This is a genomic window from Vescimonas coprocola (genome assembly GCF_018408575.1).
GTDB classification, from domain to species: domain Bacteria; phylum Bacillota; class Clostridia; order Oscillospirales; family Oscillospiraceae; genus Vescimonas; species Vescimonas coprocola.
Genome location: NZ_AP023418.1, coordinates 2047124 through 2070547, shown reverse-complemented (window position 1 = coordinate 2070547; position 23424 = coordinate 2047124). Strand labels below are relative to the sequence as shown.

The following is a 23424-nucleotide window of genomic DNA, read 5'->3' as shown; positions in this document are numbered from 1 at the left end:
CTCCTTAATGCGCTCCGAACAGGCTCTTAGAGAGGCTGCCGGTCTTGAACAGGGCGAAGCACAGCAGGACCGTGTAGCCCATGCAGGCCCATATCGCGCCTGAAATATTTCCGTCCGTGGCGATACTCTGTACCAAAACAGAGTAGATTCCCACGCACACCATGATTAGAAATGCCTGGAACGCCAATGCAAACAGGGATTTCAAGTAGTTTTGCCCCGTATGGCTCCAATCCCGGTTCGTCATAGCGGCAAGCGGGATTGGTCCAACGGAAGTTGTCAAATACACCTCGATCATGCGGCCGTAAATGACAAGCATGATACAGATGGAAAGGGCGTTCATGGTAAGCCCCACGAAAAGGGACTGGAACCACAGCCCGAACAATTCTCCCGTGCCCAGGGCTTCAAGCTGCGCCTCCATATCCGTGATAACGCTGCTGATATCAATGGAGGTATTCCCGATGATGACGCCTGCGCTGCTGTTCACAACGCTTTGCCCGACATCGAAGATACCCATGACGATATTCCATGTGTTCGTCACAATGAGAACGGCACAGAAGGTCTTGAAAATCCACTTGAAGAACATCCAGGTATCTACATCGTGCAGATTGTTTTTCTCTGTCACAAGCTGGATCAGCTCATAACACATTACGAATGTCAGGATAACCCCGGCGATTGGAACGATCACCGTTTCAGAGAGGTTTCGGATCATAGAAAAGACGCCGCTGTTCCATGCCAGCGGCGTCTGTCCCACTTCACCGGCGATCTCGCCTACTTTGGTATTGACCGTATCGAACATGCCCGACAGGTTTCCCGTGATTCCCTCGATGAGCAGCCCTCGGAGCCATTCATCGAGTTTGTCGAGTATGCCGCCCATAAGCGATCACCGCCGGACGATCAACCGAACAGGCCGGAGAGCAGAGGTACAAGGGTGATGCCGATGAGGGCGACACCGCCGCCGGCCATCAACTGTTTCATACCCTGGCTTTTGGAAGCAGGGTTGTCCTGACCGTAACCTTCCAGAAGGTTGATAACGCCCCAGATACCAAGACCTGCGCCCAGGGCCACTACGAGAGTCTGCAAAACACCAACTGCGCTGTTGAAAAATTCCATAAAATAATCCTCCTAAAAAATGTTTTTGATTTTGGGTTAAGTTGTTGCGTCAATCTCGTACACATCGAAGGTGTCCGTGGGTTTTACCACGGCACGCTGCTTCTTCATGTACCGTTCCATGTCAAAGACATTTTTAGGGTCGGCGTCGGCCGTGTATCTGTAATTCGGGTGCCGGGTGAGGTCGTACTTGTCCGAAAGGAACGGGCGCACGCCCCGCAGCATGAAGATACACTTGCCGCCGTCCATCACTGCTAATTCGTCCTGGGTCATCAACTCCTTTCCTAATTTCTGATAACTGAGGCCATGGGAAACCTGACTGCCCCGGTTTTCGGACTGGTTATAGAGATCAATGGTCTCTTTCCCCAGCAGCTCCGAAATTTCCTTGAGCGTGGATTTCTCTTTGCCTCCCAAAAACAAGGTGCTGTCACAGTTACCGACGATGGTATCTGCCGCGTCCTTGTAGATGGTCTTTAACTGACTCTGCGACTGCAAAATAATAGAAGCCGATATTTCACGGCTTCGGATGGTGGCGATCAGCTTATCAAAGTTCGGTATCTGGCCGATGTTGGCAAACTCGTCCAGGATCAGACGAACATGGACGGGCAGACGACCGCCGTAGAAGTCATCCGCCTTGTCGCAGAGCAGATTGAAAAGCTGACTATACATGAGGGCGGCCACGAAATTGAAAGTGCTGTCCGTATCCGACAGGATCACAAACAGCACCGTCTTTTGGTCGCCCAGGGTATCCAGTTCCAGTTCGTCATACTCCATCAGGTCCCGCAGCTCCTTGATGTCAAAGGGAGCAAGCCGGGCACCGCAGGAAATGAGAATGGATTTTAAGGTTTTGCCCGCCGCCATTTTGAATTTGCGGTACTGCTTCACGGCGAAGTGGTCCGGCTCCCGTCCCTCCAACTGAGAAAAGAGCAAGTCCACCGGGCTTTGATAGGTTTCGTCGTCCTCTCTGGCTTCACTGGCATTGATAAGGTCCAGAAGTGTGATGAAGTTCTTTTCTTCCTCCGTGGCCTCGTACCAGATGTAGCCAATCAGCGCGGAATAATAGAGGCGTTCCGCTTTGACCCAGAAATCTTCCGAAGATTTTTCGCCTTCGCCCTTCGTGTTCATAATCAGGGCGTTCACCAGCTTTAAGATATCCTTCTCTGACCGAATGTAGGCCAGTGGGTTGTATCTCATAGATTTTCGGAAGTTTATCAGGTTGAGGCACTTGATACGGTATTTCTTCCGTTCCAGGAAAGTGCCGATCTCCGGCAGCAAGGTTCCTTTCGGATCGGTGCAGACATAGGACGAATGGGCTTGCAGCAGCGACGGCTTACAGAAGAACCGTGTCTTGCCGCTGCCGGAACCGCCGATCACCAGAATGTTTTTGTTTCTGGCATACTTCGGCTGCTTTGGACGGCTCGCCATTGTGATTCGCTCCGTCTGCGTCATAGGGATGTTCTGGAAAAAGTCCTTGTCCATGTAGGGAGCGATATCTGCCGCCGTACCCCAGCGGGCAGAACCATACTCGATTCCGTGGCGGTATTTCTTGGCGTTTTTGCCTTTCAGGTAGACCGCCATGCGAAGGACCACCGCACCAGCTATACCGATCAGAAGGTCCGTGGGATGGAAACTGAGCCACGGGGAGGAAAGGGCTGCCGTGAAGCCGTCCCCAATGGAGAGCAGCTTGCCGGAAAGGTCAGCACCGGGCGCAAGCCGGAAAGCCTGTGCCAGCTTATCGAAGGGATACACGAACAGAAGATACGGAAGGTTCAGCAAAAACATTTTTTTCATATTCATCTCTGCACGCTCCGATCTTTGACCTTTACTTTCTCCCGGTCAATGGTGCGGTGTTCCACTTTCTCCGCCGCCTGTTCCTTCGCCTGGGTCAGCCGTTCCCGGATGGAGGGCTTTTTCTCACGGCTCATTTTGCGGCTGGCAAACTCCTGAAATGCCGCTGTGATGGCATCCGTGTCCCGGCTTTTGAAAAAGACCAGGTAACGGGGCTGCTCTGCGGCGGTGTCCTTCTTCAATGCAAAATCCACATGGTATTTCTTCGCCACACGGGAGAAAGCCTTGATATTCTTGTCGCTGATCTCGATATTGGCAAGACCGGCGTTCTGGCTGGCAAGCTGTTTAAGGCTCTGCCTGCCGCGGTAGATTTTGGGCTTCTGGCTTTTCTGGATTTCCTCCAGGAACTTTTTGACGGCCTTTTCAAAGACCCGCTCACTTAGCTTGGCTCCGTCAACAATGAGCGTCACGGCGCCCCGCGTTACTTCCTCCTGCATTTAGCCTCGCCCCCTTTGCCCGTCCCCGTACATATCGTGCTGCACCAGGGAAGAATAGTAGCTGTTGATGGTGGTCGGGGCGTTATACAGCGCCGCCAGCAGATATTTCTTGATGTTGCGAACATAGGAGGTATTGTCCTTCATGCAGTCCATGACATACTGAACATGGGAACTGTCCAGCTTCATAAACCGGGACTTTACTACCTCCGCCGGATAATCATCTCCGGCAATGCGGATGACTTTGCGGGCAGAACATACGGTATCCACAATCAAGTCAACAATCTCGTCAAGCTGCTCACGGTCGATATGGCTGTCCTGCACCAGATAGCTGTACTCGATGTTATCCAAAATCACTTCACGATAACATTCTCTGGCTCCCATCCGATCCGTTCCCATCCTTGCCCCTGCGGGGGTAGGGGGATTTGATTGGATAGGATTTGATAGTTCTGTACTTGATAAATCAGTCTTTGATGTTTCTTTACTTGATTTCTTAGTATTTAATTGTGCGGGGTTTTCCGTACACGGTTCCGCCGTATCCGGGATACCCATATCCGGGTTTTCCGTATATGGCTTTGCCGTACCCGGTAAAGGCGTATCTGGGCTTGACGGCGGCTCGCACTGAGGCATTTCGTAAATGACATACTCAGTATCCGTAATCTTGCCTTTTTCGTCCCGAAGCTGGGTGCGCCGGATATACCCGTGGTTTTCCAGCTCCTTCAATGCCGCACCGATACTGTCCACACCTTCCCGACAGATCGCCGCAAGACCTCTGGTGGTGTAATTCCACTCGTCAGGGAGCGACAACATCATGGACAGCAGCCCTTTGGATTTCAGGGTCAGCGTTCGATCTTTCAAGTGATGGTTCGACATGACCGTATAATCACGGGTCTTTTCAATACGAAAAACAGCCATCTTCGCACCTCCTTCCTGTGAAAATAAAAAGTGTTGATTTTGAGTGGTTTACCCGTCCGTATGCCTCCATAGCCTCCCACATGGGAAAACATCCACGCCCTGTTCAGAACGCAAGCTACAGAGGAAGAAACAGAAGATATCCCACTGATTTTGATACATTTTGGGGGCGCTACCTCTCACGGCCTTTATGGTCATAGTGGAGGTCGCCGGAAAGCACCTTCGCATGGTTGCGGATTTTGATATGCCCGTTTTCCTGATTCTCCAAAGCCTTGCTGTATCCGGCGTCGGTCAGGAACAGGCGCATTTTCTCACCCTTCCAGCCAACAGGCGAGTCATGGGTAAGAACATCAAAGACGATCATGTGTCTGGTTGCCGGGTCGAAACGCTCCAAAGCCATAATGTCATGGCCGGATAACTTCTGCGCCCCGGATCGTTGCCTGGCTTCTGCCAGCATTTCCCCGATGGTGCGGGCCTTCTCCGGCAGACGATATTCGGTCTGCACCTTGCGGATCAAATCCATACACTCCTGATCCGACAGAGGGCGGAGCTTGTCCAGAAGGCCTTCCGCCGTTTCTTTCGTTACCGGGTTCGGCGCATAGCGCCATGTCATGTAAATCTCATTCAGGGCAGCGTTCTGATTGGTACTTTCAATCTGAAACACCATCCTCATTTCTGCTTCTGTCAATTTCATTGCCAGCCTCCTTCAAAATGGGTATAAAAAAACGCCATAGGTTTTTTGAGCCTACGGCGTTTCTTGCGATATTCACAATTCCAAACTTTCCAGCCACTCGTCAAAAGATTTCTTGGAGACGCGGATCGCATTTCCTATGCGGACGATTCTGAACTCCTCCTGCTTGACGAGCTGATATGCGGTTGTGCGACCGATGTTGAGCATGGCCGCAATCTGTTCCACGGTATATGTGCGCGGTTCCGGCAGTGACTTTTTCTCTTTCTTGTCCATAGTAACCTCCATGTATTTGCCTTGTCATTTTGACTAAGGGAGTGGAGAATGGCAGTAGCAATCGGCTTTGGCTGGGTGTCCTCTTGCTAAGAATTTGCTAATAGGACCACCCAACGGACACATAAAACTGCGTCAGAATAGGTGTTTTGCACCATAAAGTTCGTTTACTACAAGTCATTCTGCGTAAGGGATGATATTGGAAGTTACATCCGAACCGTGTATCACATGGTAAGCCATACTCCTAAGCGTGGGGTCGGAGGTTCAAATCCTCTTATGGACGCCAGTGAACAACGCCGAAAGCCTTTGTTTTCAAGGGTTTTCGGCTTTTCTTATATAAAAAGCTACGAAAAAGCTCTTTCACTGTATGAGATAAAATTCTACTCCAAAATTTGATTTTTGACAACCCCTCCAGAATCGAACGGTTGTTATAAGACAAAATCGCCAGCTAATTTTTAGCAGAAAACGGGCTGTTCTTGCTAATGAAAATGCCCTTCCTGCTAATCAGCCCCAAAATCGTGCCAAAAATCCAGCTAATCAAAAAAGGCGGATGTTTTGAATACCATGCAGTTATAGCAGATAAAATTAAATATCGTTATGTACATAGAGCGTCTATTTGCCCCGCATTGGGGATGGATAGGCGCTCTTTTTTTATGCCCAAACCCATGGGCAAATACAAGAGATTGGAGGTGTTTTATTTGAGCAAGCCTGTTTATACCGCAGACAAGCCGAGCGACTGTCATTACTGCTACTTCTGGACGAATGGCAGAAAGGGCTGCCGTCTGGGTAGAAATAATTGCTACTACTTAATCTCTTTGCCGCCGAAACCCAAGTCGGAATGTGATGGCTGTCCCTATGGGCGAGATCACCCGTGCATTGGTTGGTGTACGAAGAAGGTTATGCGTGAAGTGGGGCTTCGTTGATATGGATGTGTATGAACAGGAATACCGCTTCTACTATTTTGCCCGATGTCCTTACGAAAAGACGGATACGACTTTCCGCAGCATTCCGCTGACAACAGAAAGTTTTCCGCAGAAAGAAGGTGGTGAAGCCGTGTGAGTTTTGATTATTTTTACGGTCAGCAATCCGATCTATTCACATTCTATCGAGTTCCGAAGGTGTTGTTCACGAACGAGAGGTTCTGGAATATTTCTGCCGATGCCAAGATGCTGTATGGCATTTTGCTTGACCGCATGAGCCTGTCTGCCAAGAATGGTTGGATAGATAAAAACGGTAGAGTGTATATCATTTTTACAATCGACGAAGCGAAGATGGCTCTGAACTGTGCTGAACAAAAGGCTATCAAGCTGCTCAGTGAACTTGAGAAGAAAGCAGGATTGATTGAACGTAAGCGCCAGGGTTTGGGAAAGCCCAACCTGATCTATGTGAAGAACTTTATCTCTGCTGTGGATTCACAACTCTTGAATTGTGAAAATCACAATTCTGGAACAATGGAAATCACAACTCAAGAACTTCCGAAATCACAATGTAATAATACTGATATTAAAAATACTGAATTTAGTGATACTGATTCTATCTTTCCTTCCGGAAATGGTGGAATGATGGACGAGAATGACCGGTATCAAGAATACTTTGATTATTTCTCGGATCAGCTCAGTATGGATTTGTTGAAGAAGGATTACCCTTACGATTCCGAAATGCTGGATAACATTCTGGAGTTGATCGTTGAAACAGTTTGCACGAAGCGACCGTTGATTCGCATTGGTGCAGAGGAGCGTCCGGCAGAAATTGTCCGCAGTCGGTTTATGAAACTGAATGCCGAACACATTCGATATGTTATGGACTGCTTCAAGGAGAACACCACAAAGATTAGAAATATCCGTCAGTATATGCTGACTACGATATACAATGCGCCGACGACAATAGACACCTACTACGATGCTCTTGTTCGGCACGATATGTCACACGGATATTTGGAAGGAGGATTTAAGAAATTGAAAATGAAGCGAGAGGAAGGAGAGTGACGATAAATGTCGAAAAAAGCAACCATCATTGCGGTGGTCAATCAGAAAGGAGGCACTGGAAAGACCACCACCACCGAGAATCTGGGCGTTGGCTTGGCTCTTGAAGGAAAAAAGGTGCTTCTGGTAGACACCGATCCCCAGGCTTCCCTGACGGTCAGTTTGGGCAATCCCTGCCCGGATGATCTGTCTCCGACACTTTCCGATCTGATGGGAAAGATTATGATGGAAAACCCTATTACTCCCGATGAAGGGATTCTTCATCATCCGGAGGGCGTTGATTTGGTGCCGTCCAACATCGAACTCTCAGGTATGGAGGTAGCACTGGTCAATGCCATGAGCCGGGAAACCATTCTCCGGCAATACCTGGATACAGTCAAACAGAATTATGATTACATTCTTCTTGACTGTATGCCGTCTTTGGGTATGCTGACCGTCAATGCGTTGGCAGCTGCCGACAATGTGCTGATACCGGTTCAGGCAGCATACCTTCCTGCAAAGGGTCTGGAACAGCTGCTTGGAACCATCAACAAGGTCAAGAGGCAAATCAACCCGAAACTGAGGATTGAAGGGATTCTTCTGACGATGGTGGACAGCCGCACCAACTACTCCAAAGACATCAGCAATCTGATTCGGGAGAGCTACGGCGGAAAGCTGAAGGTTTACAAGACCGACATTCCCCGCTCTGTCCGTGCAGAGGAAATCAGCGCAGAGGGAACCAGTATCTTCAAGCATGATCCCAAAGGCAAAGTTGCCGAAGCCTATAAAATTCTGACGAAGGAGGTGTTAAACAATGCAGAAAAAAGGCGCAAACATCAGCTTGAAGGGGTACGATGATATTTTCTCCACCGATCAATCCAGAGCTGAAGCCCAGCAGGAGCGTGTGCAGGAAATTCCGCTTTCTGAGCTACACCCCTTTGAGGGACACCCCTTCCGTGTGGTTGATGATGAAGAAATGATGAAAACGGCAGAGAGCGTCCGAGATTTCGGAGTTCTCACTCCTGCGATTGTCCGTCCTGACCCCGACGGTGGTTATGAAATCGTTTCTGGTCACAGGCGGCACCGGGCATCGGAGCTTGCGGGTAAGGAAACCATGCCTGCGATTGTTCGTGACCTGGACGATGATGCAGCCATTATTTTGATGGTTGATGCGAATTTGCAGAGGGAGAGTATCCTGCCGAGTGAAAGAGCATTTGCTTATAAGATGAAGCTGGATGCGATTAAACATCAAGGTCAACGCACCGATTTAACTTCATCCCAAGTTGGGATGAAGTTGCAGGCAATGGATATAGTCGGTCAGGAGGCAGGAGAAAGCAGAAATCAGGTACACCGTTATATCCGTCTGACCGAACTGATTCCGGAACTGCTGGATATGGTAGATACGGGTCAGATCAAATTCAATCCTGCGGTGGAGCTTTCCTATCTGGCAAGTGAAGAACAGAAGGATTTTCTTTCTGCAATGGATTATGCTCAAGCAGCTCCTTCCCTTTCGCAAGCACAGCGAATTAAAAAGCTCGCACAGGAGGGCGAGTGTACGCTGGATGCGATGTGCGAGATTATGAATGAAATCAAGAAGGGAGAGCTGGACAGAGTAACCTTCAAAACGGATTCGTTGCGAAAATACTTCCCGAAGTCCTATACCAACAAGCAGATGGAGGATAAAATCATTCAGCTTTTGGAGCAATGGCAGAAAAAAAGAGAAAAATCAATGGAAAGGTAAGGTAAAAAATGTTTACACCCAAAAACATTCAGGGCGCTTTGGAAGAACTCTACGACCTTTGCGATCCTGATTATATGGTAGATATGCTCGTAAACTACAGTGAGGAGTTCGATGATATTTCTCCTGCGCTTCTGGCAAAGTCGTTTCAGAAAAATGCCGAGATGATTAGCGAGTATCGAGTATTGTCCTCTGCTGGTGAGGGTATCGACTATCAGGGAAAGGTACTTCTGAACAGCAGAGCCGTGCGGCTTCTGTCCTATGTAGAAGATATGAGCGGCGATGAAAAAGTTCGCACGATTCAGAGCAAGGAGCTGTGGTTAGCAGAAGATATGACATTCTATGTGGTGTCCTGTATGTCTACGATCACGATGGACAAGGAAGAAGCCATTTGTCTTAACGAACACCGCAGCGTGGTTACTACGGTGGAATGCGAGGACGATATTTTCTTCGACATGGGTTCCCTGATTTGCGAACTGGACGATATTTGCTTGTTCGAGCTTTTAGCCGATGTGGATGCGACTATTTATGAACTGTAACAGGTTCATGGATGGTCGCTTTTCTTATTTCCAAAGAAACGGAGGTATCGAAACTTGAAAGAATACGATGTGAAGATCACCGAAACCTTGGAGAAAACGGTTACGGTGCAAGCAGAATCTCACGATGCGGCAGAGGAACAGGTTAGAGCCGCTTATTACAATTCGGAGTACATTCTGGACTCCGAAAACTTTACCGGTGTTGCGTTCGGCACGACCGAGGAACGGGAGGTTCAGAAAGAACAGGCAGATACCATGAATGTGTTGCTGGTAAAGCCGTTCATGTATCCGCAGGCTGTGCAGATCGGCTGTGAGCTGGAGGATTTGCAGAAAGCCGTAGGTGGCGATATTGAGGCAACTTATCCGTTCAATGAGCCGGTTGCACTGGTGATGCACGACGAAGGTAAACTCGTAGGCAAAGAACTGAACCGTGCGCTGCGTGATGATGACGGCGATATTTATGACATTATCGCCGGTGATTTTCTGGTTGTGGGATTGGGCGAGGATGATTTTTGTTCTCTGTCCCCGGAACTGATGAAGCAGTTTGAGGAACACTTTCATCAGCCTGAGACTTTTGTACGCATGGGGCGCAGCATTATGGCGCTTCCCCTGCCGGATGACATGGTGAAGAAAGAAGATGCACCTGTCAAAGCTGATTCGGTTCCCCACAAAAGTAACCCTGACCGAGATGTTCTGTAAGGAGGTTCTTATGCAAAGAAATTCGACGATTGGAGAGCTGATGGAGCGAAAGCGGATTCAGGATGGTGCCAAGGAGTACCAGGGACATACCTATATGGACTTGGCACGATTTGATGACGCCACCAAGCACATGATTATTTTCGATGTGCTGACCGATGAATCGCCTGTCGGTTGGAAAGGCGAAAGAAATCGCCTGTATTTGAGCGATGTGGGTTATCAGAAGGCTCTGGATAACCAGAAAGCTGGCAATATCAAGATTATCAGCCATGCCGCAGTTGCCAAGGGCAATCTGTATTACGACCACAGAGATATGGCACGATAATCTGTTCACTCTACTGCTTGCAGGAGGTGATGAATCATGCAGGAAGAAGTTGAAAACAGAACAGTAAACCTGGCGATCAGCACAACCAAGCTGACGGGGCGCACTATCATTGCCGGTATCCGCAAGTATTTGCAGCACCGGGAAAAAGTGAAGATGAAAAAGGCACGAGACCCTGCCGTTCATGGAAAGCAATCCGTGAAACAGCTTTTGGGACAGAATCAGGGTGCTACGAATGTTGAGATCGACAAAGAGAGTATCCGTGATTTTGAAAAGCTCGCCAAGAAGTATGGCGTGGACTTTGCCGTAAGAAAAGATAAGTCCGTTGATCCTCCCCGGTTTCTTGTTTTTGTCCGTTCTAAAGATGCAGATGCTTTGGATGCAATCTGCAAGGAACATCAGGCAAGGGCATTAACCAAGAATGAAAAGCCGAGCGTTCTGGCGCAGCTGAAGAAGTTCAAGGAAATTGTCGCAGCGATTCCGAAGAAGGTTCGAGAGAAGAAACAGGAGCGTGATCTGTGATGGATAAGAGAAAAATGAAAAAGCTCCTGATTCTGAATTTACCGTATTTTCTGGTAGGGTTGTTCGCTACGAATTTAGGAGAAGCATGGAGATTGGCTGAGGGGGCAGATTCATCTGCGAAAATCCTCAGCTTTTTTCATGCCCTTCCGATAGCCCTGAACAATCCGTTTCCCAGCTTTCACCCGTTGGATTTGCTGATTGGTATTCTCTGCGGCGCAGGACTTCGGCTGGCTGTCTATCTAAAAGGCAAAAACGCAAAGAAGTACCGACACAATGTTGAGTACGGTTCTGCTCGTTGGGGAACGGCAAAAGATATTGAGCCGTTTATTGCACCAAAGTTCGAGGACAATGTGATCCTGACGAAAACGGAGCGGCTGATGATGAGCAATCGCCCGAAGAATCCTGCCAATGCCCGAAATAAGAATGTTCTGATTATCGGCGGTTCGGGTTCCGGTAAAACTCGCTTTTGGTTGAAGCCAAACCTTCTCCAGATGCACAGTTCCTATGTGGTCACTGACCCGAAAGGCAGCATCGTGATTGAGTGCGGCAACGCCCTTTTGAAGCATGGCTACACCATCGAGATTTTCAACACCATCAACTTTCAGAAGTCGATGCACTATAACCCATTTGCCTATATCCATTCAGAAAAAGACATTCTGAAACTGGTGACAACGCTGATTGCCAACACAAAGGGTGATGGAAAAGCCGGTGATGAGTTCTGGACGAAGGCGGAAACGCTGCTCTACTGTGCCTTGATCGGATATATCCACTATGAAGCTCCGGTTGAGGAACAGAATTTCTCCACCCTGATTGAGTTCCTGAACGCAATGGAGGTGCGGGAAGATGATGAGGAGTTCCAGAACCCGGTGGATCTGATGTTTGAAGCCCTGGAAAAGAAAAAGCCGAATCACTTTGCAGTCCGTCAGTATAAAAAATACAAGCTGGCTGCCGGTGTTGTATGCTCTAAAAGACTTCTTAATCAAGCGGTTGGGAAGTCTCTTAGAACACACAACCTAAAACCGAAGAAAGGAGCGCAAGTTATGAGAAAAAATGAGAAAATCACAGCTCTGTACGAACGACTGAGCCGTGATGACTTTGGCAAAGATGATGACCAACAGCGTGAGAGCAATTCAATTTCCAATCAAAAGGCTATGTTGGAGGAGTTCGCCGCCCGGCAGGGCTTTACAAACATTGTCCATTTCACGGACGATGGCATTAGCGGCACCTGCTTTGACCGTCCCGGATTTTTAGCAATGATGAAAGAGGTTGAAGCCGGGAATGTGGAGTATCTGTGTATCAAGGACATGAGCCGCATGGGTCGTGACTATCTGAAAGTCGGTCAGATTATGGAAATTCTGCGTCAGCGTGGCGTTCGCCTTATCGCCATCAATGACGGCGTGGACAGTGCCAGAGGGGACGATGATTTTACCCCTTTCCGCAACATTATGAACGAGTATTACGCCAGAGACACCAGCCGTAAAATCCGTTCCACTTTCCAGTCCAAAGGCAAGTCCGGCAAGCACCTCACAGGCACGGTCATTTACGGCTATCTCTGGAACGAAGCCAGAGACCAATGGTTGGTTGACCCCGAAGCCGCTGATGTGGTCAAGCGCATCTTTGCCATGACGATTGACGGCTACGGTCCGTATCAGATCGCCAGCAAGCTGAAAGAAGAAAAAGTCCTCATTCCGTCCGCTTACCTTGCCCAGCACGGCGAGGGCGTGAACAAGAATAAGACTTTCAAAGATGTGTACGGCTGGGGTTCTTCCACCATCTGCAACCTTCTTGAAAAGCGTGAATATCTGGGACATACCATCAATTTCAAGACCCGAAAGCACTTCAAGGACAAGAAAAGCCATTATGTCCCGGAGGACGAATGGACGATTTTTGAGAATACGCACGAAGCCATTATTGACCAGCAGACCTTTGACCTTGTGCAGAAAATCCGTGGGAATGTCAGACGCTACCCGGACGGCTGGGGCGAAGCAGCTCCCCTCACGGGTTTGCTCTATTGCGCCGATTGCGGCGGCAAGATGTATGTCCACCGTACCAACAACGGCAAGCGTATTTCTCAATATACCTGTTCCCAATACAGCAAAGTCCCAGTTGGAAAGCTCTGCACGACACAGCACCGTATCAATGAAGATGTGGTACTGTCCCTTGTCTCTGAAATGCTGAAAGCCATTGCCGAGTATGCGAAGCATGACCGAGCCGAGTTTGTCCGTGTGGTGCAGGAAGCGCAGTCCAGCCAGCAGACGGCAGAGGTCAAGAAACAGCGGACACGCCTTGCCACCGCAAAGCAGAGAGTTTCCGAGCTGGAAGTCCTGCTCTGCAAAATCTATGAGGACAACATTTTAGGAAAGCTGTCCGACAGCAGATACGCCACTCTGGACGCTCAATACGAAAAGGAACAGTCCGAGCTTACCGTTGAAATCTCCGATCTGGAAAAGGCTATCAAGAGCTACGAGAAGCACGAAAAGGACGCTGACCGTTTTATCGCTCTGATTGACAAGTATGAGAACTTCGACAAGCTGACGATTGCCATGCTCAATGAGTTTATTGAGAAAATCCTTGTGCATGAGCGTGACCGCAAGGGCAGTATTCAGACCACACAGGAGGTCGAGATTTACTTCAATTTCGTGGGTCGTTTCGTTCCCCCTGCGTTTGGCGAAGTGGAGCTTACCCCGGAGGAATTAGAGGAAATCCGCAAGCGTGAGGAACGCGAGGACAGGCTCCACCAGAACTACTTGAAGCGGAAAGCCAATGGTAAACAGAAAGAGTATGAGGAGCGCACGAAAGCCAAGAAAAAAGCGGAGATTGAAGCCAGAAAACAGGCAATCCGCACCGAGGATATTGCCAGAGGGGTATTTATCCCGGTGAGCAGTTTGCCGCAGCTGGGACCGAGAAAGGGAGCGTGATTTTATGAAAGAGTTGAAACCGAGAATCCATGAGAACGGTATGGACTATGTGTTGGTGGGCGACTACTATGTGCCGGACTTGAAGCTGCCGGAGGAACGCCGACCTATTGGGCATTGGGGACGCTTGCACCAGTCCTATCTGAAATTGCACCGTCCCATGCTTTACAACGAGCTAATTTTGTCCGGCAGCCTCCACACCGTCGTTGCCGATCTGAACGAGCAGGCGGCAGACAGGCTGGACTTGATTATCCGGCAGATGATGAAAGCCGAGGGCGTGACCGAAGCCATGAAAGCGGAAAATCAGATGTTATGGGTGCAGTCAATGAACTCCATCCGCTGCCGGGCAGAGGAAATCATCAAGACGGAACTAATCTACTGTTGAGAGAGGTAAAGCTATGATTTTGGAAGCCATGTATAATGGGGAGTTTTATCCCTGCGAGACAGTTGTACCTACATCACCGGAATACCGAAAGGCAGTCATAGCCTGTGAAAAGCTCATGGAGCAGTTGTCCCAGCGGCTCAGCAAAGAGGACTATGAGCTGGTGCAGGAACTCCGGGCGCAGACAGCAATCGCCCAATGTGAAGAAAGTGAAAGTCACTTCAAGTATGGCTTTTCCGCTGGGCTGATGTTCAGCAGGAAGCCCATGAACAAGTGCAGCAGAAGAAAGAAAAAATAGATGAAGAAAGCCGCCTGAGCAGAAAGAAACTGTTCGGGCGGTTTCAGCATTCGCCAGTAGATTTATTCACACTCTTGTGATAAAATTTACTACAATAAAGAGCGTGATAGCACTAATTTTATGGGGGGGGGGATGCTTAATGAATAGAATTTTGAAAAAAATTTTTACAGCGGGGTGTCGATTTAAGTCCTGTGGGAGTTGAACTCCGTGAGGATAATACAAATTATTTTTTGTACCCCAAAAGGGGGCATCGGTTTTTGGATGGGCAGGGATAGATGGTATCCACTTCTGTTTCATTCGTGGATTTGGAGAGATGGTTTTCTCTGTCAGCCCCATGAATACTTCTCCTGATTATGTTCATCCAGTAGCTGAAAATTTTACCGACTTTCTGCGGCTTATACTGGCTTGTGGTGATGTGGCGGCAGTGGAACAAGCGTGGATGTGGAACGAAGCACAGTTTGAAGCCTTTCTCAATGAAAACCCTACAACCCAGGAACAACAGCAAACTTTATCGGAAATTTCAGAGAAGATGAATTTGTTGCCTATGGAACAACCGTGGACATATATCAAAAACCTGCAATCTTCCTTTGATTACAGTCAGATTAAATACACAGAAGATTATTACGATAATGATATGACTTCAGAAGCAGAATTGGTTGCCCCTGAATGGAAGGTCTATTTTGATGGAGATTTCTGGGGACATCGAGGTAAAGACCGTGCCGGAAAAGAGATCAAGCTGGATAAACAATTCGATTGGGCTGGATATCATTGGGTAATTCCGGCAGCTTATTCATGTAGCAAAGGACTTGTCGTTGATTTTTGTATGCGAGTTGATTCAGAAAGCATCCGTGACTTCATGAAAAAAATGGAATCTGGACTGGGAAAAATGACTCATGTGAAAATTTTACCCGTGAGCAACAGATGCAGATGGAATGGGAAAACCCACTTTGTTTTAACTTCAAACCTTGCTTGAAGTTAAACGAGAAAATATTACAGACAACCCATGGCTGCGCTGTGAGCTTTAATCCTTGTCTGCCAGATGGCGTTATCAATGAGTTGGAAGCAAAATGGGCAATCGACCATTATGGGCTGGATAGTACTTATGGCTGGGTCATATGCAGAGACGTATTTCCTTGGGGAACCAAGCATCACCCTGAAATCAATAAACTTTTTCTTACAATGGAGCAGCAACCAGGACAAGTTCCAGGCTCACATTTCAAAGTTCACGCACCCGGAGATTCATTTATGTTTTCCCATCCTGTTAGCGGAATAACCCATACACTGACCGTGCAGGAAATAGAACAGCAGACAGTTCCTCAAAATAGTTTTGGTTCTGATCGCTGGATTTATCCGACACATTATATTGCCATGAGTTATACACTTACCCCCTGAACCGATGGAGAACATTTCGGTTTTTGACTGTGATGAAGGCGATAGACCGATAGAAGTTACACCAGACGATCATTCGTTCCGTCCAGTTGGCAGTAGTTCCTGTTTTGTTGTTGGTGTTATTGGTGGTGCAGATGGTCCGACAGCAGTTATATATGGAACAAATTCACAAGAAAAACTTCATGCTGCTTGTTCTGCTCTGCACTTTGAACCGGTTGGTGATGATGTCGAGTGGCGTATCTTGTTCAATGTTACGCAGTTTGACAAAGAAACATTCCCAATTATCTAAAAATACCCTTAGAACTCTAAGGGCGCACTTCTATACTCTCTATCGAGAGTAGTGCGTCCTGCGGAGCTTCATTCTCTGTCAGCAGAAGAAAACTGCTTGCCTGCGAATGTTGCGTCACTTCGTTCCGTCAAGGTGGCTACACCCCCTTGCACCGCTAAAGCGGCTATCCCCTGTGGACTTGCCGTCCGCAAACGGTTTTGACAAACCGTTCGCCGCCAGCAAGTTTGAAAATCAAGAATCTTAATTTGATAAAGGAGTGTGATTCTATGAAAAAGAAATTACCCATAATCCTCTTGGGTGTTATTTTGGCTTGTGTGTTGGTTTTCGGTTTCCTTTATGCAAACAATGACATTGGTAAAACCGCAAACAGTTTAGAAGCAGACATTCGCCAATCTCAAAAAATTTTGGATGATTGGATTGTTGATGGAAGCATTTCCGACAGAATGGCTGCATTTATTTCTTACCCACAGGACAAGACAGACCACACTTTTTCTGTCTATGTAAATCGCCCTGGCTTGTCTTTTGGATATTTCTTCCGTGGTGGTGGAGATATAGTTGAGGTTGATGATTACATTGCAGAGTTTGTTGTTGAGGGAAATAACGAAAGGGCATTTATCTCAATGAATACCCAAAATATTGTTCGACTTGAAGTAGATGATGGCAACGGCATTCAGGTGATTGATATTGATAGTGGCAAGCCTTTCGCCATTGTCCTGCCCCTCAATGTAGGAAACATCTGTTTCTATGATACGAATGGAAATGTTGTGGAATATCTTCGCCAACAACTTTGACCAACTTCAATTTACCGAACTGAACACAACAACTGAATACCGAAAAACTGACCGTTGACTGGTCGCAATCTGCGAAAAGTTGACGGTCTTTTTTTATCCCCATTTTCAAAAAAGGAGGTCACGAAAAATGGCAAAACCGAAAAACCTTGAACAGCTCCGAGCCGAAAAGGAACAGGTCGAGACACAGCTTGCACAGGAACAGCACAAGCTGGAGCGTCTGGAGAACAGAAAGAAGTATCTGGAGAAAGGCGAGAGACAAAAGCGCACCCACCGTCTTTGCAATCTGGGCGGCACGATTGAGAGCCTTGCCCCGGAGTTCAAAGATCTCACACGCACCGAAATGACGGAGCTGATGGAACACATCTTTTCTCTGCCCGAAGTCCAGCGAGCCGTCCGTCACATGGCGATTACCCACATCAACCAAGCGAGCAGAGGAAAGGAGCAGAAAGCCGATGGCACTATTTCATCTGAGCGTCACGCAGACTAAGCGAAGCGCAGGACAGTCCGCTATTGCTTCTGCCGCCTACCGTTCCGGCGAAAAGCTGTATAGCGAGTATTACGGCGAATACAGCGACTACACCAGAAAGGGCGGCGTGATCTGCTCTGACATTCTCCTGCCGTCCCATGCACCGCCAGAATACGCAGACCGCCAGACCCTATGGAACGCCGTGGAAAAAGCCGAGCGTGGAAAGAACGCCCAGCTTGCATACAGCTTTGACATTGCCTTGCAGAATGAATTTTCCCTTGAGGAAAACATCGCTCTTGCAAGGCAATTTTTGCTGGAGAACTTTGTGAGCCGTGGCATGGTGGTTGACTTCGCCGTACACCAGCCAGACCGGGAGGACGGCGGCATACCAAACCCGCATTTTCATGTGCTTTGCCCCATCCGCCCCATCGAGCAGAACGGCAAATGGGGACTAAAGCAACGCCGGGTGTATGAGCTGGACGAGGACGGCAACCGTATCCGGGACGCAGACGGAAAGTTTGTGTTCAACGCCGTTCCCACTACCGACTGGGGCAGTCCCGAAACGCTGGAATACTGGCGGCAGACATGGGCGGAGCTATGCAACGCCAAGTTTGCGGAAAAGGGGCTTGACGTTCGTATCGACCACCGAAGCTATGAGCGTCAGGGCGTGGAGCTTCTTCCCACCGTCCACGAGGGCGCAACCGTCCGGGCAATGGAGAAGAAAGGCATACGCACCGAGAAGGGCGAGTTCAACCGCTGGATCAAGGCAACCAATGCCGTTATCCGGGACATCAAGAAGAAAATCGCTCTCCTGTTCGATTGGATTGCCGAAGCAAAAGCAGAGCTTGCCAAGCCGCAGGCACCCGACCTTGTTTCTCTGCTGAACGCCTATTACACCCAGCGCAGAGCCGGGGCGTATTCGCAGAAAGGCAAGGTCAGCAATCTAAAGGAGATGAATGAGACTTTCAATTATCTCCGGGCAAACGGCATTTACTCCCTTGAGGATTTGGAACACCGTGTCAGCGAACACAGTGCTACCACAGAGAGCTTGAAGAAAACGCTGGACGAACAGAACGCCCGAATGAAAGCAATCAAGCAGCTCTATGACAGCTCCGCCGCTTTCCAGAGCTTGAAGCCTATCTATGACGGCTTGCAGAAAATCAAGTTTGAGAAGCCCAGAGCCAAGTACAAGGCAGAGCATGAAGCGGAACTGATACAGTTCTACGCCGCCAGACGAAAGCTGACCGAGGAGTTCCCGGACGGCAAGGTGGATATGAAAAAGCTGTCCGACAAGTATGACGAGCTGGAACAGGCGCACGAAACCACCTATGGCGAGTTTAAGGCTGTCAGAGACGATTTGCACCGCCTTTGGAAGGTCAGGTCATGCGTAGATACTGCCGCCCGATTTAACGAGCGTACAGAGGAACAAAAGCTCCAAAATCGACCCCAAACACGACACAAAAAGGAGGATATGACACGATGAAAAAATACGACTGGAAGAACGAGTACAATCCCATCCGCAGAACGGCAAAACGCCTTTTGAGCGGAGAAGCTTTGACCGATGGCAGACCGCTTTCCGACCTGATTGAGTTGGACGAGCGTACCCGGAAATGCCTTGCCTTTGAAGCCACCCTCACCGACCGCCAGATTGATATGTTGCAGGAGCTGGGCTATCTGCCTGTTACCACAAGACAGTACGGCGAGGAATGTGCAAACTGCCCCTACACGTTGGACGAGCGTGAGCATGGCGTTTGCAGACGATGCGATGTTTTCAAGAAGTAAGGAGGACGCTCATGCAGTACACCCAAGCGCAGATTGACCGGGCAAATGCCGTCAGTCTGGAAGATTTTCTCCGTACACAGGGAGAGACACTAATCAAAAGCGGACGGGAATACCGCTGGAAAGAACATGACAGCTTGACCGTCCGGGGAAACAAGTGGTTTCGCCATAGCCAGAGCAAGGGCGGCTATCCCATTGATTTTGTCATGGAGTTTTACGGCAAGTCCTTTCCCGAAGCCGTCCAGATGTTGACAGGCGAAAACGGCGAGGGGCAGACCGAAGCCACCACAGCACCGCACACAGCGTTCCACTTGCCCTTGCACAACAGAACAGCCGACAGAGCAATTCAATATCTTTGCGAAAGCCGAGGTCTCAACCCGAAACTGGTTGAGGCTTTTCTTCTTTCCGGGGATATTTACGAGGACGCAAAGCGGCACAATGTTGTCTTTGTTGGCAGAGACCGAAGCGGTACGCCGAGATACGCCCATGTGCGAGGAACGGCAGACCCATTCAGACAGGACATTGCCGGGTCTGACAAGTCCTATCCGTTCCGCTATGGGGGAAACGGCAATCAGCTCTTTGTCTTTGAAGCACCGATAGACCTTTTGTCCTTTATCTGCCTTTACCCGCAGGACTGGAAAAATCGAAGCTATCTTGCCCTGGGCGGCGTTTCGGGCAAGGCTCTTGACCGTTTTCTTTCTGAACGCAAGGACACCCAAAAAGTGTTCCTCTGCCTTGACAGCGACACCGCAGGAAGCGAAGCCTGTACCCGACTGGCACAATCCATTCCCAGCGAGATCGCCGTCATTCGCCTTGTCCCGGCAAGGAAAGACTGGAACGATGTTCTCCGTCAGCAAGGGGACATTCCGAGCCGCAAATTCATAGCCGAGACAATCACGCTGCGAGAGCTGCCAACCGCCCAGCCTGTCCCCATGCTCCGTATGGCTGATGTGGAGCTGACGAGCGTGGAATGGCTATGGTTTCCCTATATCCCCTTTGGAAAGCTGACAATTATCCAGGGCAATCCCGGCGAGGGCAAGACCTACTTTGCCATGCGCCTTGCGGCGGCTTGCACCAATCGAAAGCCTTTGCCCGGTATGGAGACACTTGAACCTTTCAATATCATCTATCAGACCGCCGAGGACGGTCTGGGTGATACCGTCAAGCCCCGACTGATAGAAGCAGACGCAGACCTTGAACGAGTGCTTGTCATTGACGATAGAGACACGCCGCTGACCCTTGCCGATGAACGCATAGCAAGGGCAATCCGGGAAAACAGCGCAAGGCTGGTTATCATTGACCCGGTACAGGCTTTTCTGGGTGCAGATGTGGACATGAACAGAGCAAACGAGGTGCGCCCGATATTCCGCAGTCTGGGAGACATTGCACAGGCTACCGGGTGCGCTATCGTGCTGATCGGACACCTCAACAAAGCCGCAGGAACGCAAAGCACCTACCGGGGATTAGGGTCTATCGACATTACGGCGGCAGTCCGCAGTCTGCTCTTTATCGGCAAGCTGAAGGACAGCCCCACAACGAGGGTGCTGATCCATGAGAAAAGCTCCCTTGCGCCGCCCGGACAGTCCCTTGCCTTTTCTCTGGGAGATGAGAAAGGTTTTGAGTGGATAGGGGCTTATGACATTACCGCTGACGAGCTTCTTGCCGGGACAGACACCGCCAAGACCGAAAGCAAGACCGCACAGGCAGAAATGCTGATACTGGAATTGCTGGCAGACGGAAAGAAAATGCCGAGTGCAGAGCTGGAAAAAGCGGTCAATGACAGGGGCATATCCTCACGCACGATGAGGACAGCTAAAAGCCGTATTGGAGACAGGCTTGTGACCGAGAAAGACGGCACAGTATGGGTCTGCTATCTCCGAGACTGACAACAGGAACACGGCAAGCGTGGCAAAGACGGCAAGGTTTTTATAGATACCTTAATGTTGCCGCCTTGCCTTGTTCCCTCATACCGACACCGCCCGATGATGAACAGTCACCGGGCATTTTTCATTTACAGGAGGATTTTGAATGAACAATACCGCAACCAACACCGCCACTTGCCCGACTGTCAGAAAGCAGATCGGCAAAACAACCTATATCGTCCGTGTGCATTTCAGCCAGACCGCAAAAGAGACAATGGAGGACAAAATCAAGCGTCTGCTCCGTGAGGAAGTCCGCAAAATGTGACTTCTTTGTGAATTTGATGAAAAAGTCCTTGACTTTTCGTCTCTGGCAAGACCGCTAAGTCGATTTTGATTTCCTGCGGCGCTCGTCTGGCTCCTTTTGATATTCAGGAGGTCAGAGATGTGACTGCCTATGACGAGTTGCAGTTGGATACTCTCGGAGATAAGAAAACGGCGCTCTTTCTGATTATGTCAGATACGGATGCGACGTTTAATTTTTTGATCTCCATGATTTACACACAGCTGTTCAACTTGTTGTGCGAGAAAGCAGATGATGTGTACGGCGGCAGACTGCCGGTTCATGTGCGCTGCTTGATTGATGAGATGGCAAACATCGGTCAGATTCCCAATCTGGAAAAACTGGTAGCGACAATCCGAAGCCGTGAAATATCGGCTTGCCTTGTTCTCCAGGCACAATCACAGCTGAAAGCCATTTATAAAGACAATGCCGATACCATCATCGGCAACATGGATTCCCGAATTTTCCTGGGTGGTTCTGAGCCAACCACGCTCAAAGAACTGAATCAGGCATTGGGAAAAGAAACTATCGACACCTACAACACCTCCAACACCAGAGGTAACAGCCCGTCTTACGGCTTGAATTATCAGAAGTTAGGCAAAGACCTTGCGAGCGTAGATGAGCTTGCGGTTCTGGATGGCAGCAAGTGTATTTTGCAGTTGCGTGGTGTCAGACCGTTTCTTTCTGACAAGTACGATCTGACGCAGCACCCCAATTATAAGTACACATCAGACTTTGATAAGAGAAATGAGTTCAACATTGAGCAGTTTCTGAGTCGAAGGTTGAAGCTCAAGGCAGGTGATGAGTTTGTGGTAGTCGATGCGGATTAAGGAGGTTTCTGTTTGGAAAATCTGAAAACGGTATCTGCCCTGGTTAAGAACATCTTGGAACACGACCACAAGGCAAGAAATACCGACAATCATTTGTACCTGATGGTACTGGAACACTATTCCGGTCTGCGTGGCATCGACATTCATGCCATGACGGTTCCTGTGTTTTTGAAGGAACTGGATAGACGCAGCTTTCCGGGGTTTGAAACTGTCCGCAGAAGCAGACAGAAAGTGCAGGCAACCTACCCTGACCTTGCTCCCAGTGAAGCCGTAGGCAAGCGCAGAGCAAAAAATGAGGTTGTATATCGAGAATTTGCAGAAAGCGAGGTGTAAAAAAAATGACTTGGTGGATCACGGATACCTCTATTGGGCAGCGATTGAAGTTCGTTAGACGATTTCGCCGCCTTACCCAGAAAGAGCTTGGACTCCTGATGGGGTATTCCGAGAAAACAGCGGATGTCCGTATTGCTCAGTATGAGAAAAACGCTCGAACCCCTAATGCAGAAACCACAGCGAAACTCGCAGAGGTTCTGAAGGTTTCACCTGTCGTTTTTTCACCGACAATCTGTGCTTCTCGTGAAGATTTGTTGCAGTCAATGTATTGGCTGTTTCTTATGAAAGGTGGTGGTGATATATATGATTGTGAAACTGAATATGCAAGAAGCAGAATGGAACAGAAACTTGGCGTGATAACCGTCGAGGAGTTCCTTGAAAAGATTCTCGTAAACTAAGCCTTCCGTCCGGTTTTGATGCCGGTAGTACGGAGGGCTTTTTCTATTCTCAAAACAATTTCAAATTTTAGGAGGAAAATATTATGGCATTTTTCAATAGCGCAGTAACCGTTCTTCAGACTCTCGTTATCGCTCTGGGCGCAGGTCTTGGCATCTGGGGTGCAATCAATCTGCTTGAGGGCTACGGCAACGATAACCCCGGCGCAAAGTCCCAGGGCATGAAGCAGCTCATGGCTGGCGGCGGTGTTGCCCTCATCGGCACCACCCTTGTACCTCTGCTCTCCGGACTGTTCGGTTAATCACAAAACAAGGAGG

General features: G+C 48.9%; 31 protein-coding genes and 2 pseudogenes. 25 read left to right on the top strand and 8 right to left on the bottom strand.

Features of this window, described 5'->3' with window-relative positions:
- Positions 1-4 precede the first annotated feature (4 nt).
- From KJS28_RS10230 to KJS28_RS10200, 7 genes are all read right to left on the bottom strand, one after another.
- Positions 5-874 (bottom strand): VirB6/TrbL-like conjugal transfer protein, CD1112 family, encoded by an 870-nt coding sequence (locus tag KJS28_RS10230; protein WP_213540789.1) that lies wholly within the window; start codon positions 872-874, stop codon positions 5-7.
- Between the two features lie 20 nt (positions 875-894).
- Positions 895-1110, bottom strand: a complete 216-nt coding sequence (locus tag KJS28_RS10225) for a Maff2 family mobile element protein (protein WP_005541840.1) — start codon at positions 1108-1110, stop codon at positions 895-897.
- 36 nt (positions 1111-1146) lie between these two features.
- Positions 1147-2904 carry a VirD4-like conjugal transfer protein, CD1115 family gene (locus KJS28_RS10220; protein WP_213540787.1) on the bottom strand — a complete coding sequence of 586 codons (1758 nt, stop codon included), beginning with the start codon at positions 2902-2904 and terminating at the stop codon, positions 1147-1149.
- A complete protein-coding gene (locus tag KJS28_RS10215; protein WP_213540785.1) occupies positions 2901-3392 on the bottom strand; it encodes a PcfB family protein in 492 nt (163 codons plus the stop codon). Before KJS28_RS10215 ends, KJS28_RS10220 begins: the two co-directional genes overlap by 4 nt.
- Positions 3393-4304: a DUF6017 domain-containing protein gene (locus tag KJS28_RS10210; protein ID WP_213540783.1), complete on the bottom strand. Its 912-nt coding sequence runs from the start codon at positions 4302-4304 to the stop codon at positions 3393-3395.
- Between the two features lie 169 nt (positions 4305-4473).
- Entirely contained in the window at positions 4474-4788 is a 315-nt protein-coding gene (locus KJS28_RS12930) for a DUF5720 family protein (RefSeq protein ID WP_456341204.1), read from the bottom strand.
- A 279-nt stretch (positions 4789-5067) separates the two neighbouring features.
- Positions 5068-5265, bottom strand: a complete 198-nt coding sequence (locus tag KJS28_RS10200; protein WP_114000934.1) for a helix-turn-helix domain-containing protein — start codon at positions 5263-5265, stop codon at positions 5068-5070.
- Between the two features lie 852 nt (positions 5266-6117).
- Here KJS28_RS10200 and KJS28_RS10195 point away from each other — a divergent pair.
- The 12 genes and pseudogenes from KJS28_RS10195 to KJS28_RS10145 all read left to right on the top strand — a co-directional run bounded on the left by KJS28_RS10195 (position 6118) and on the right by KJS28_RS10145 (position 14632).
- Positions 6118-6321: a hypothetical protein gene (locus KJS28_RS10195; protein ID WP_223385014.1), complete on the top strand. Its 204-nt coding sequence runs from the start codon at positions 6118-6120 to the stop codon at positions 6319-6321.
- Positions 6318-7247: a DUF6017 domain-containing protein gene (locus KJS28_RS10190; RefSeq protein WP_002304312.1), complete on the top strand. Its 930-nt coding sequence runs from the start codon at positions 6318-6320 to the stop codon at positions 7245-7247. The genes KJS28_RS10195 and KJS28_RS10190 overlap by 4 nt, the downstream gene beginning before the upstream one ends.
- Positions 7248-7253: 6 nt before the next feature.
- The gene (locus tag KJS28_RS10185) at positions 7254-8081 is read left to right on the top strand and encodes a ParA family protein (protein ID WP_002304313.1); all 828 of its coding nucleotides are present in this window, start codon (positions 7254-7256) and stop codon (positions 8079-8081) included.
- Complete coding sequence (locus KJS28_RS10180; RefSeq protein WP_002304314.1) at positions 8038-8964, top strand: ParB/RepB/Spo0J family partition protein; 927 nt, start codon at positions 8038-8040, stop codon at positions 8962-8964. Before KJS28_RS10185 ends, KJS28_RS10180 begins: the two co-directional genes overlap by 44 nt.
- An 8-nt stretch (positions 8965-8972) precedes the next feature.
- Complete coding sequence (locus tag KJS28_RS10175) at positions 8973-9500, top strand: hypothetical protein (RefSeq protein ID WP_002304315.1); 528 nt, start codon at positions 8973-8975, stop codon at positions 9498-9500.
- Between the two features lie 54 nt (positions 9501-9554).
- Positions 9555-10196 carry a DUF3846 domain-containing protein gene (locus KJS28_RS10170; RefSeq protein ID WP_002588969.1) on the top strand — a complete coding sequence of 214 codons (642 nt, stop codon included), beginning with the start codon at positions 9555-9557 and terminating at the stop codon, positions 10194-10196.
- A 10-nt stretch (positions 10197-10206) separates the two neighbouring features.
- Positions 10207-10518 carry a DUF5720 family protein gene (locus KJS28_RS10165; protein WP_002304317.1) on the top strand — a complete coding sequence of 104 codons (312 nt, stop codon included), beginning with the start codon at positions 10207-10209 and terminating at the stop codon, positions 10516-10518.
- A 36-nt stretch (positions 10519-10554) separates the two neighbouring features.
- A complete protein-coding gene (locus KJS28_RS10160; RefSeq protein ID WP_002304320.1) occupies positions 10555-11037 on the top strand; it encodes a PcfB family protein in 483 nt (160 codons plus the stop codon).
- Positions 11037-12017: pseudogene (locus KJS28_RS12845) on the top strand (type IV secretory system conjugative DNA transfer family protein); the annotation flags it as partial. The gene KJS28_RS10160 and the pseudogene KJS28_RS12845, both read left to right, overlap by 1 nt.
- 60 nt (positions 12018-12077) lie before the next feature.
- Complete coding sequence (locus KJS28_RS12840) at positions 12078-13955, top strand: DUF4368 domain-containing protein (protein WP_407701763.1); 1878 nt, start codon at positions 12078-12080, stop codon at positions 13953-13955.
- A gap of 4 nt (positions 13956-13959) precedes the next feature.
- Positions 13960-14337: a TnpV protein gene (locus tag KJS28_RS10150; protein WP_021630767.1), complete on the top strand. Its 378-nt coding sequence runs from the start codon at positions 13960-13962 to the stop codon at positions 14335-14337.
- 13 nt (positions 14338-14350) lie between these two features.
- The gene (locus KJS28_RS10145; protein WP_213540778.1) at positions 14351-14632 is read left to right on the top strand and encodes a DUF6809 family protein; all 282 of its coding nucleotides are present in this window, start codon (positions 14351-14353) and stop codon (positions 14630-14632) included.
- A 66-nt stretch (positions 14633-14698) separates the two neighbouring features.
- Here the strand turns inward: KJS28_RS10145 and KJS28_RS12545 are convergent, their stop codons facing one another.
- Positions 14699-14968 (bottom strand): hypothetical protein, encoded by a 270-nt coding sequence (locus tag KJS28_RS12545; RefSeq protein WP_228298380.1) that lies wholly within the window; start codon positions 14966-14968, stop codon positions 14699-14701.
- Between KJS28_RS12545 and KJS28_RS12540 the strand changes: the two genes are divergently transcribed.
- From KJS28_RS12540 to KJS28_RS10090, 13 genes and pseudogenes are all read left to right on the top strand, one after another.
- Positions 14946-15605 carry a hypothetical protein gene (locus KJS28_RS12540; protein ID WP_228298379.1) on the top strand — a complete coding sequence of 220 codons (660 nt, stop codon included), beginning with the start codon at positions 14946-14948 and terminating at the stop codon, positions 15603-15605. The genes KJS28_RS12545 and KJS28_RS12540 overlap by 23 nt on opposite strands.
- Positions 15554-16024, top strand: coding sequence for a hypothetical protein (locus KJS28_RS12535; RefSeq protein ID WP_228298378.1), 471 nt, complete (start codon positions 15554-15556; stop codon positions 16022-16024). Before KJS28_RS12540 ends, KJS28_RS12535 begins: the two co-directional genes overlap by 52 nt.
- 4 nt (positions 16025-16028) lie before the next feature.
- On the top strand, positions 16029-16310 hold the full coding sequence (locus tag KJS28_RS12530; protein WP_228298377.1) for a sodium ion-translocating decarboxylase subunit beta: 282 nt from the start codon (positions 16029-16031) through the stop codon (positions 16308-16310).
- A gap of 266 nt (positions 16311-16576) precedes the next feature.
- Positions 16577-17101: a hypothetical protein gene (locus KJS28_RS10135; RefSeq protein WP_213540777.1), complete on the top strand. Its 525-nt coding sequence runs from the start codon at positions 16577-16579 to the stop codon at positions 17099-17101.
- Positions 17102-17228: 127 nt separating this feature from the next.
- Positions 17229-17588, top strand: coding sequence for a DUF3847 domain-containing protein (locus KJS28_RS10130; RefSeq protein WP_213540775.1), 360 nt, complete (start codon positions 17229-17231; stop codon positions 17586-17588).
- Positions 17554-19050, top strand: coding sequence for a MobQ family relaxase (gene mobQ, locus KJS28_RS10125; RefSeq protein ID WP_213540773.1), 1497 nt, complete (start codon positions 17554-17556; stop codon positions 19048-19050). The genes KJS28_RS10130 and mobQ overlap by 35 nt, the downstream gene beginning before the upstream one ends.
- Positions 19047-19349 carry a hypothetical protein gene (locus KJS28_RS10120; protein ID WP_213540771.1) on the top strand — a complete coding sequence of 101 codons (303 nt, stop codon included), beginning with the start codon at positions 19047-19049 and terminating at the stop codon, positions 19347-19349. The genes mobQ and KJS28_RS10120 overlap by 4 nt, the downstream gene beginning before the upstream one ends.
- 11 nt (positions 19350-19360) lie before the next feature.
- Entirely contained in the window at positions 19361-21232 is a 1872-nt protein-coding gene (locus KJS28_RS10115; RefSeq protein ID WP_213540770.1) for an AAA family ATPase, read from the top strand.
- Between the two features lie 142 nt (positions 21233-21374).
- A complete protein-coding gene (locus tag KJS28_RS10110) occupies positions 21375-21533 on the top strand; it encodes a transposon-encoded TnpW family protein (protein ID WP_006428300.1) in 159 nt (52 codons plus the stop codon).
- Between the two features lie 41 nt (positions 21534-21574).
- A pseudogene (locus tag KJS28_RS10105) lies at positions 21575-22378 on the top strand (VirD4-like conjugal transfer protein, CD1115 family); the annotation flags it as partial.
- A gap of 12 nt (positions 22379-22390) precedes the next feature.
- Entirely contained in the window at positions 22391-22711 is a 321-nt protein-coding gene (locus KJS28_RS10100; RefSeq protein WP_002304332.1) for a hypothetical protein, read from the top strand.
- A gap of 5 nt (positions 22712-22716) precedes the next feature.
- Entirely contained in the window at positions 22717-23109 is a 393-nt protein-coding gene (locus KJS28_RS10095; RefSeq protein WP_002304334.1) for a helix-turn-helix domain-containing protein, read from the top strand.
- A gap of 83 nt (positions 23110-23192) precedes the next feature.
- Positions 23193-23408 carry a Maff2 family mobile element protein gene (locus tag KJS28_RS10090; protein WP_002576404.1) on the top strand — a complete coding sequence of 72 codons (216 nt, stop codon included), beginning with the start codon at positions 23193-23195 and terminating at the stop codon, positions 23406-23408.
- Positions 23409-23424 lie beyond the last annotated feature (16 nt).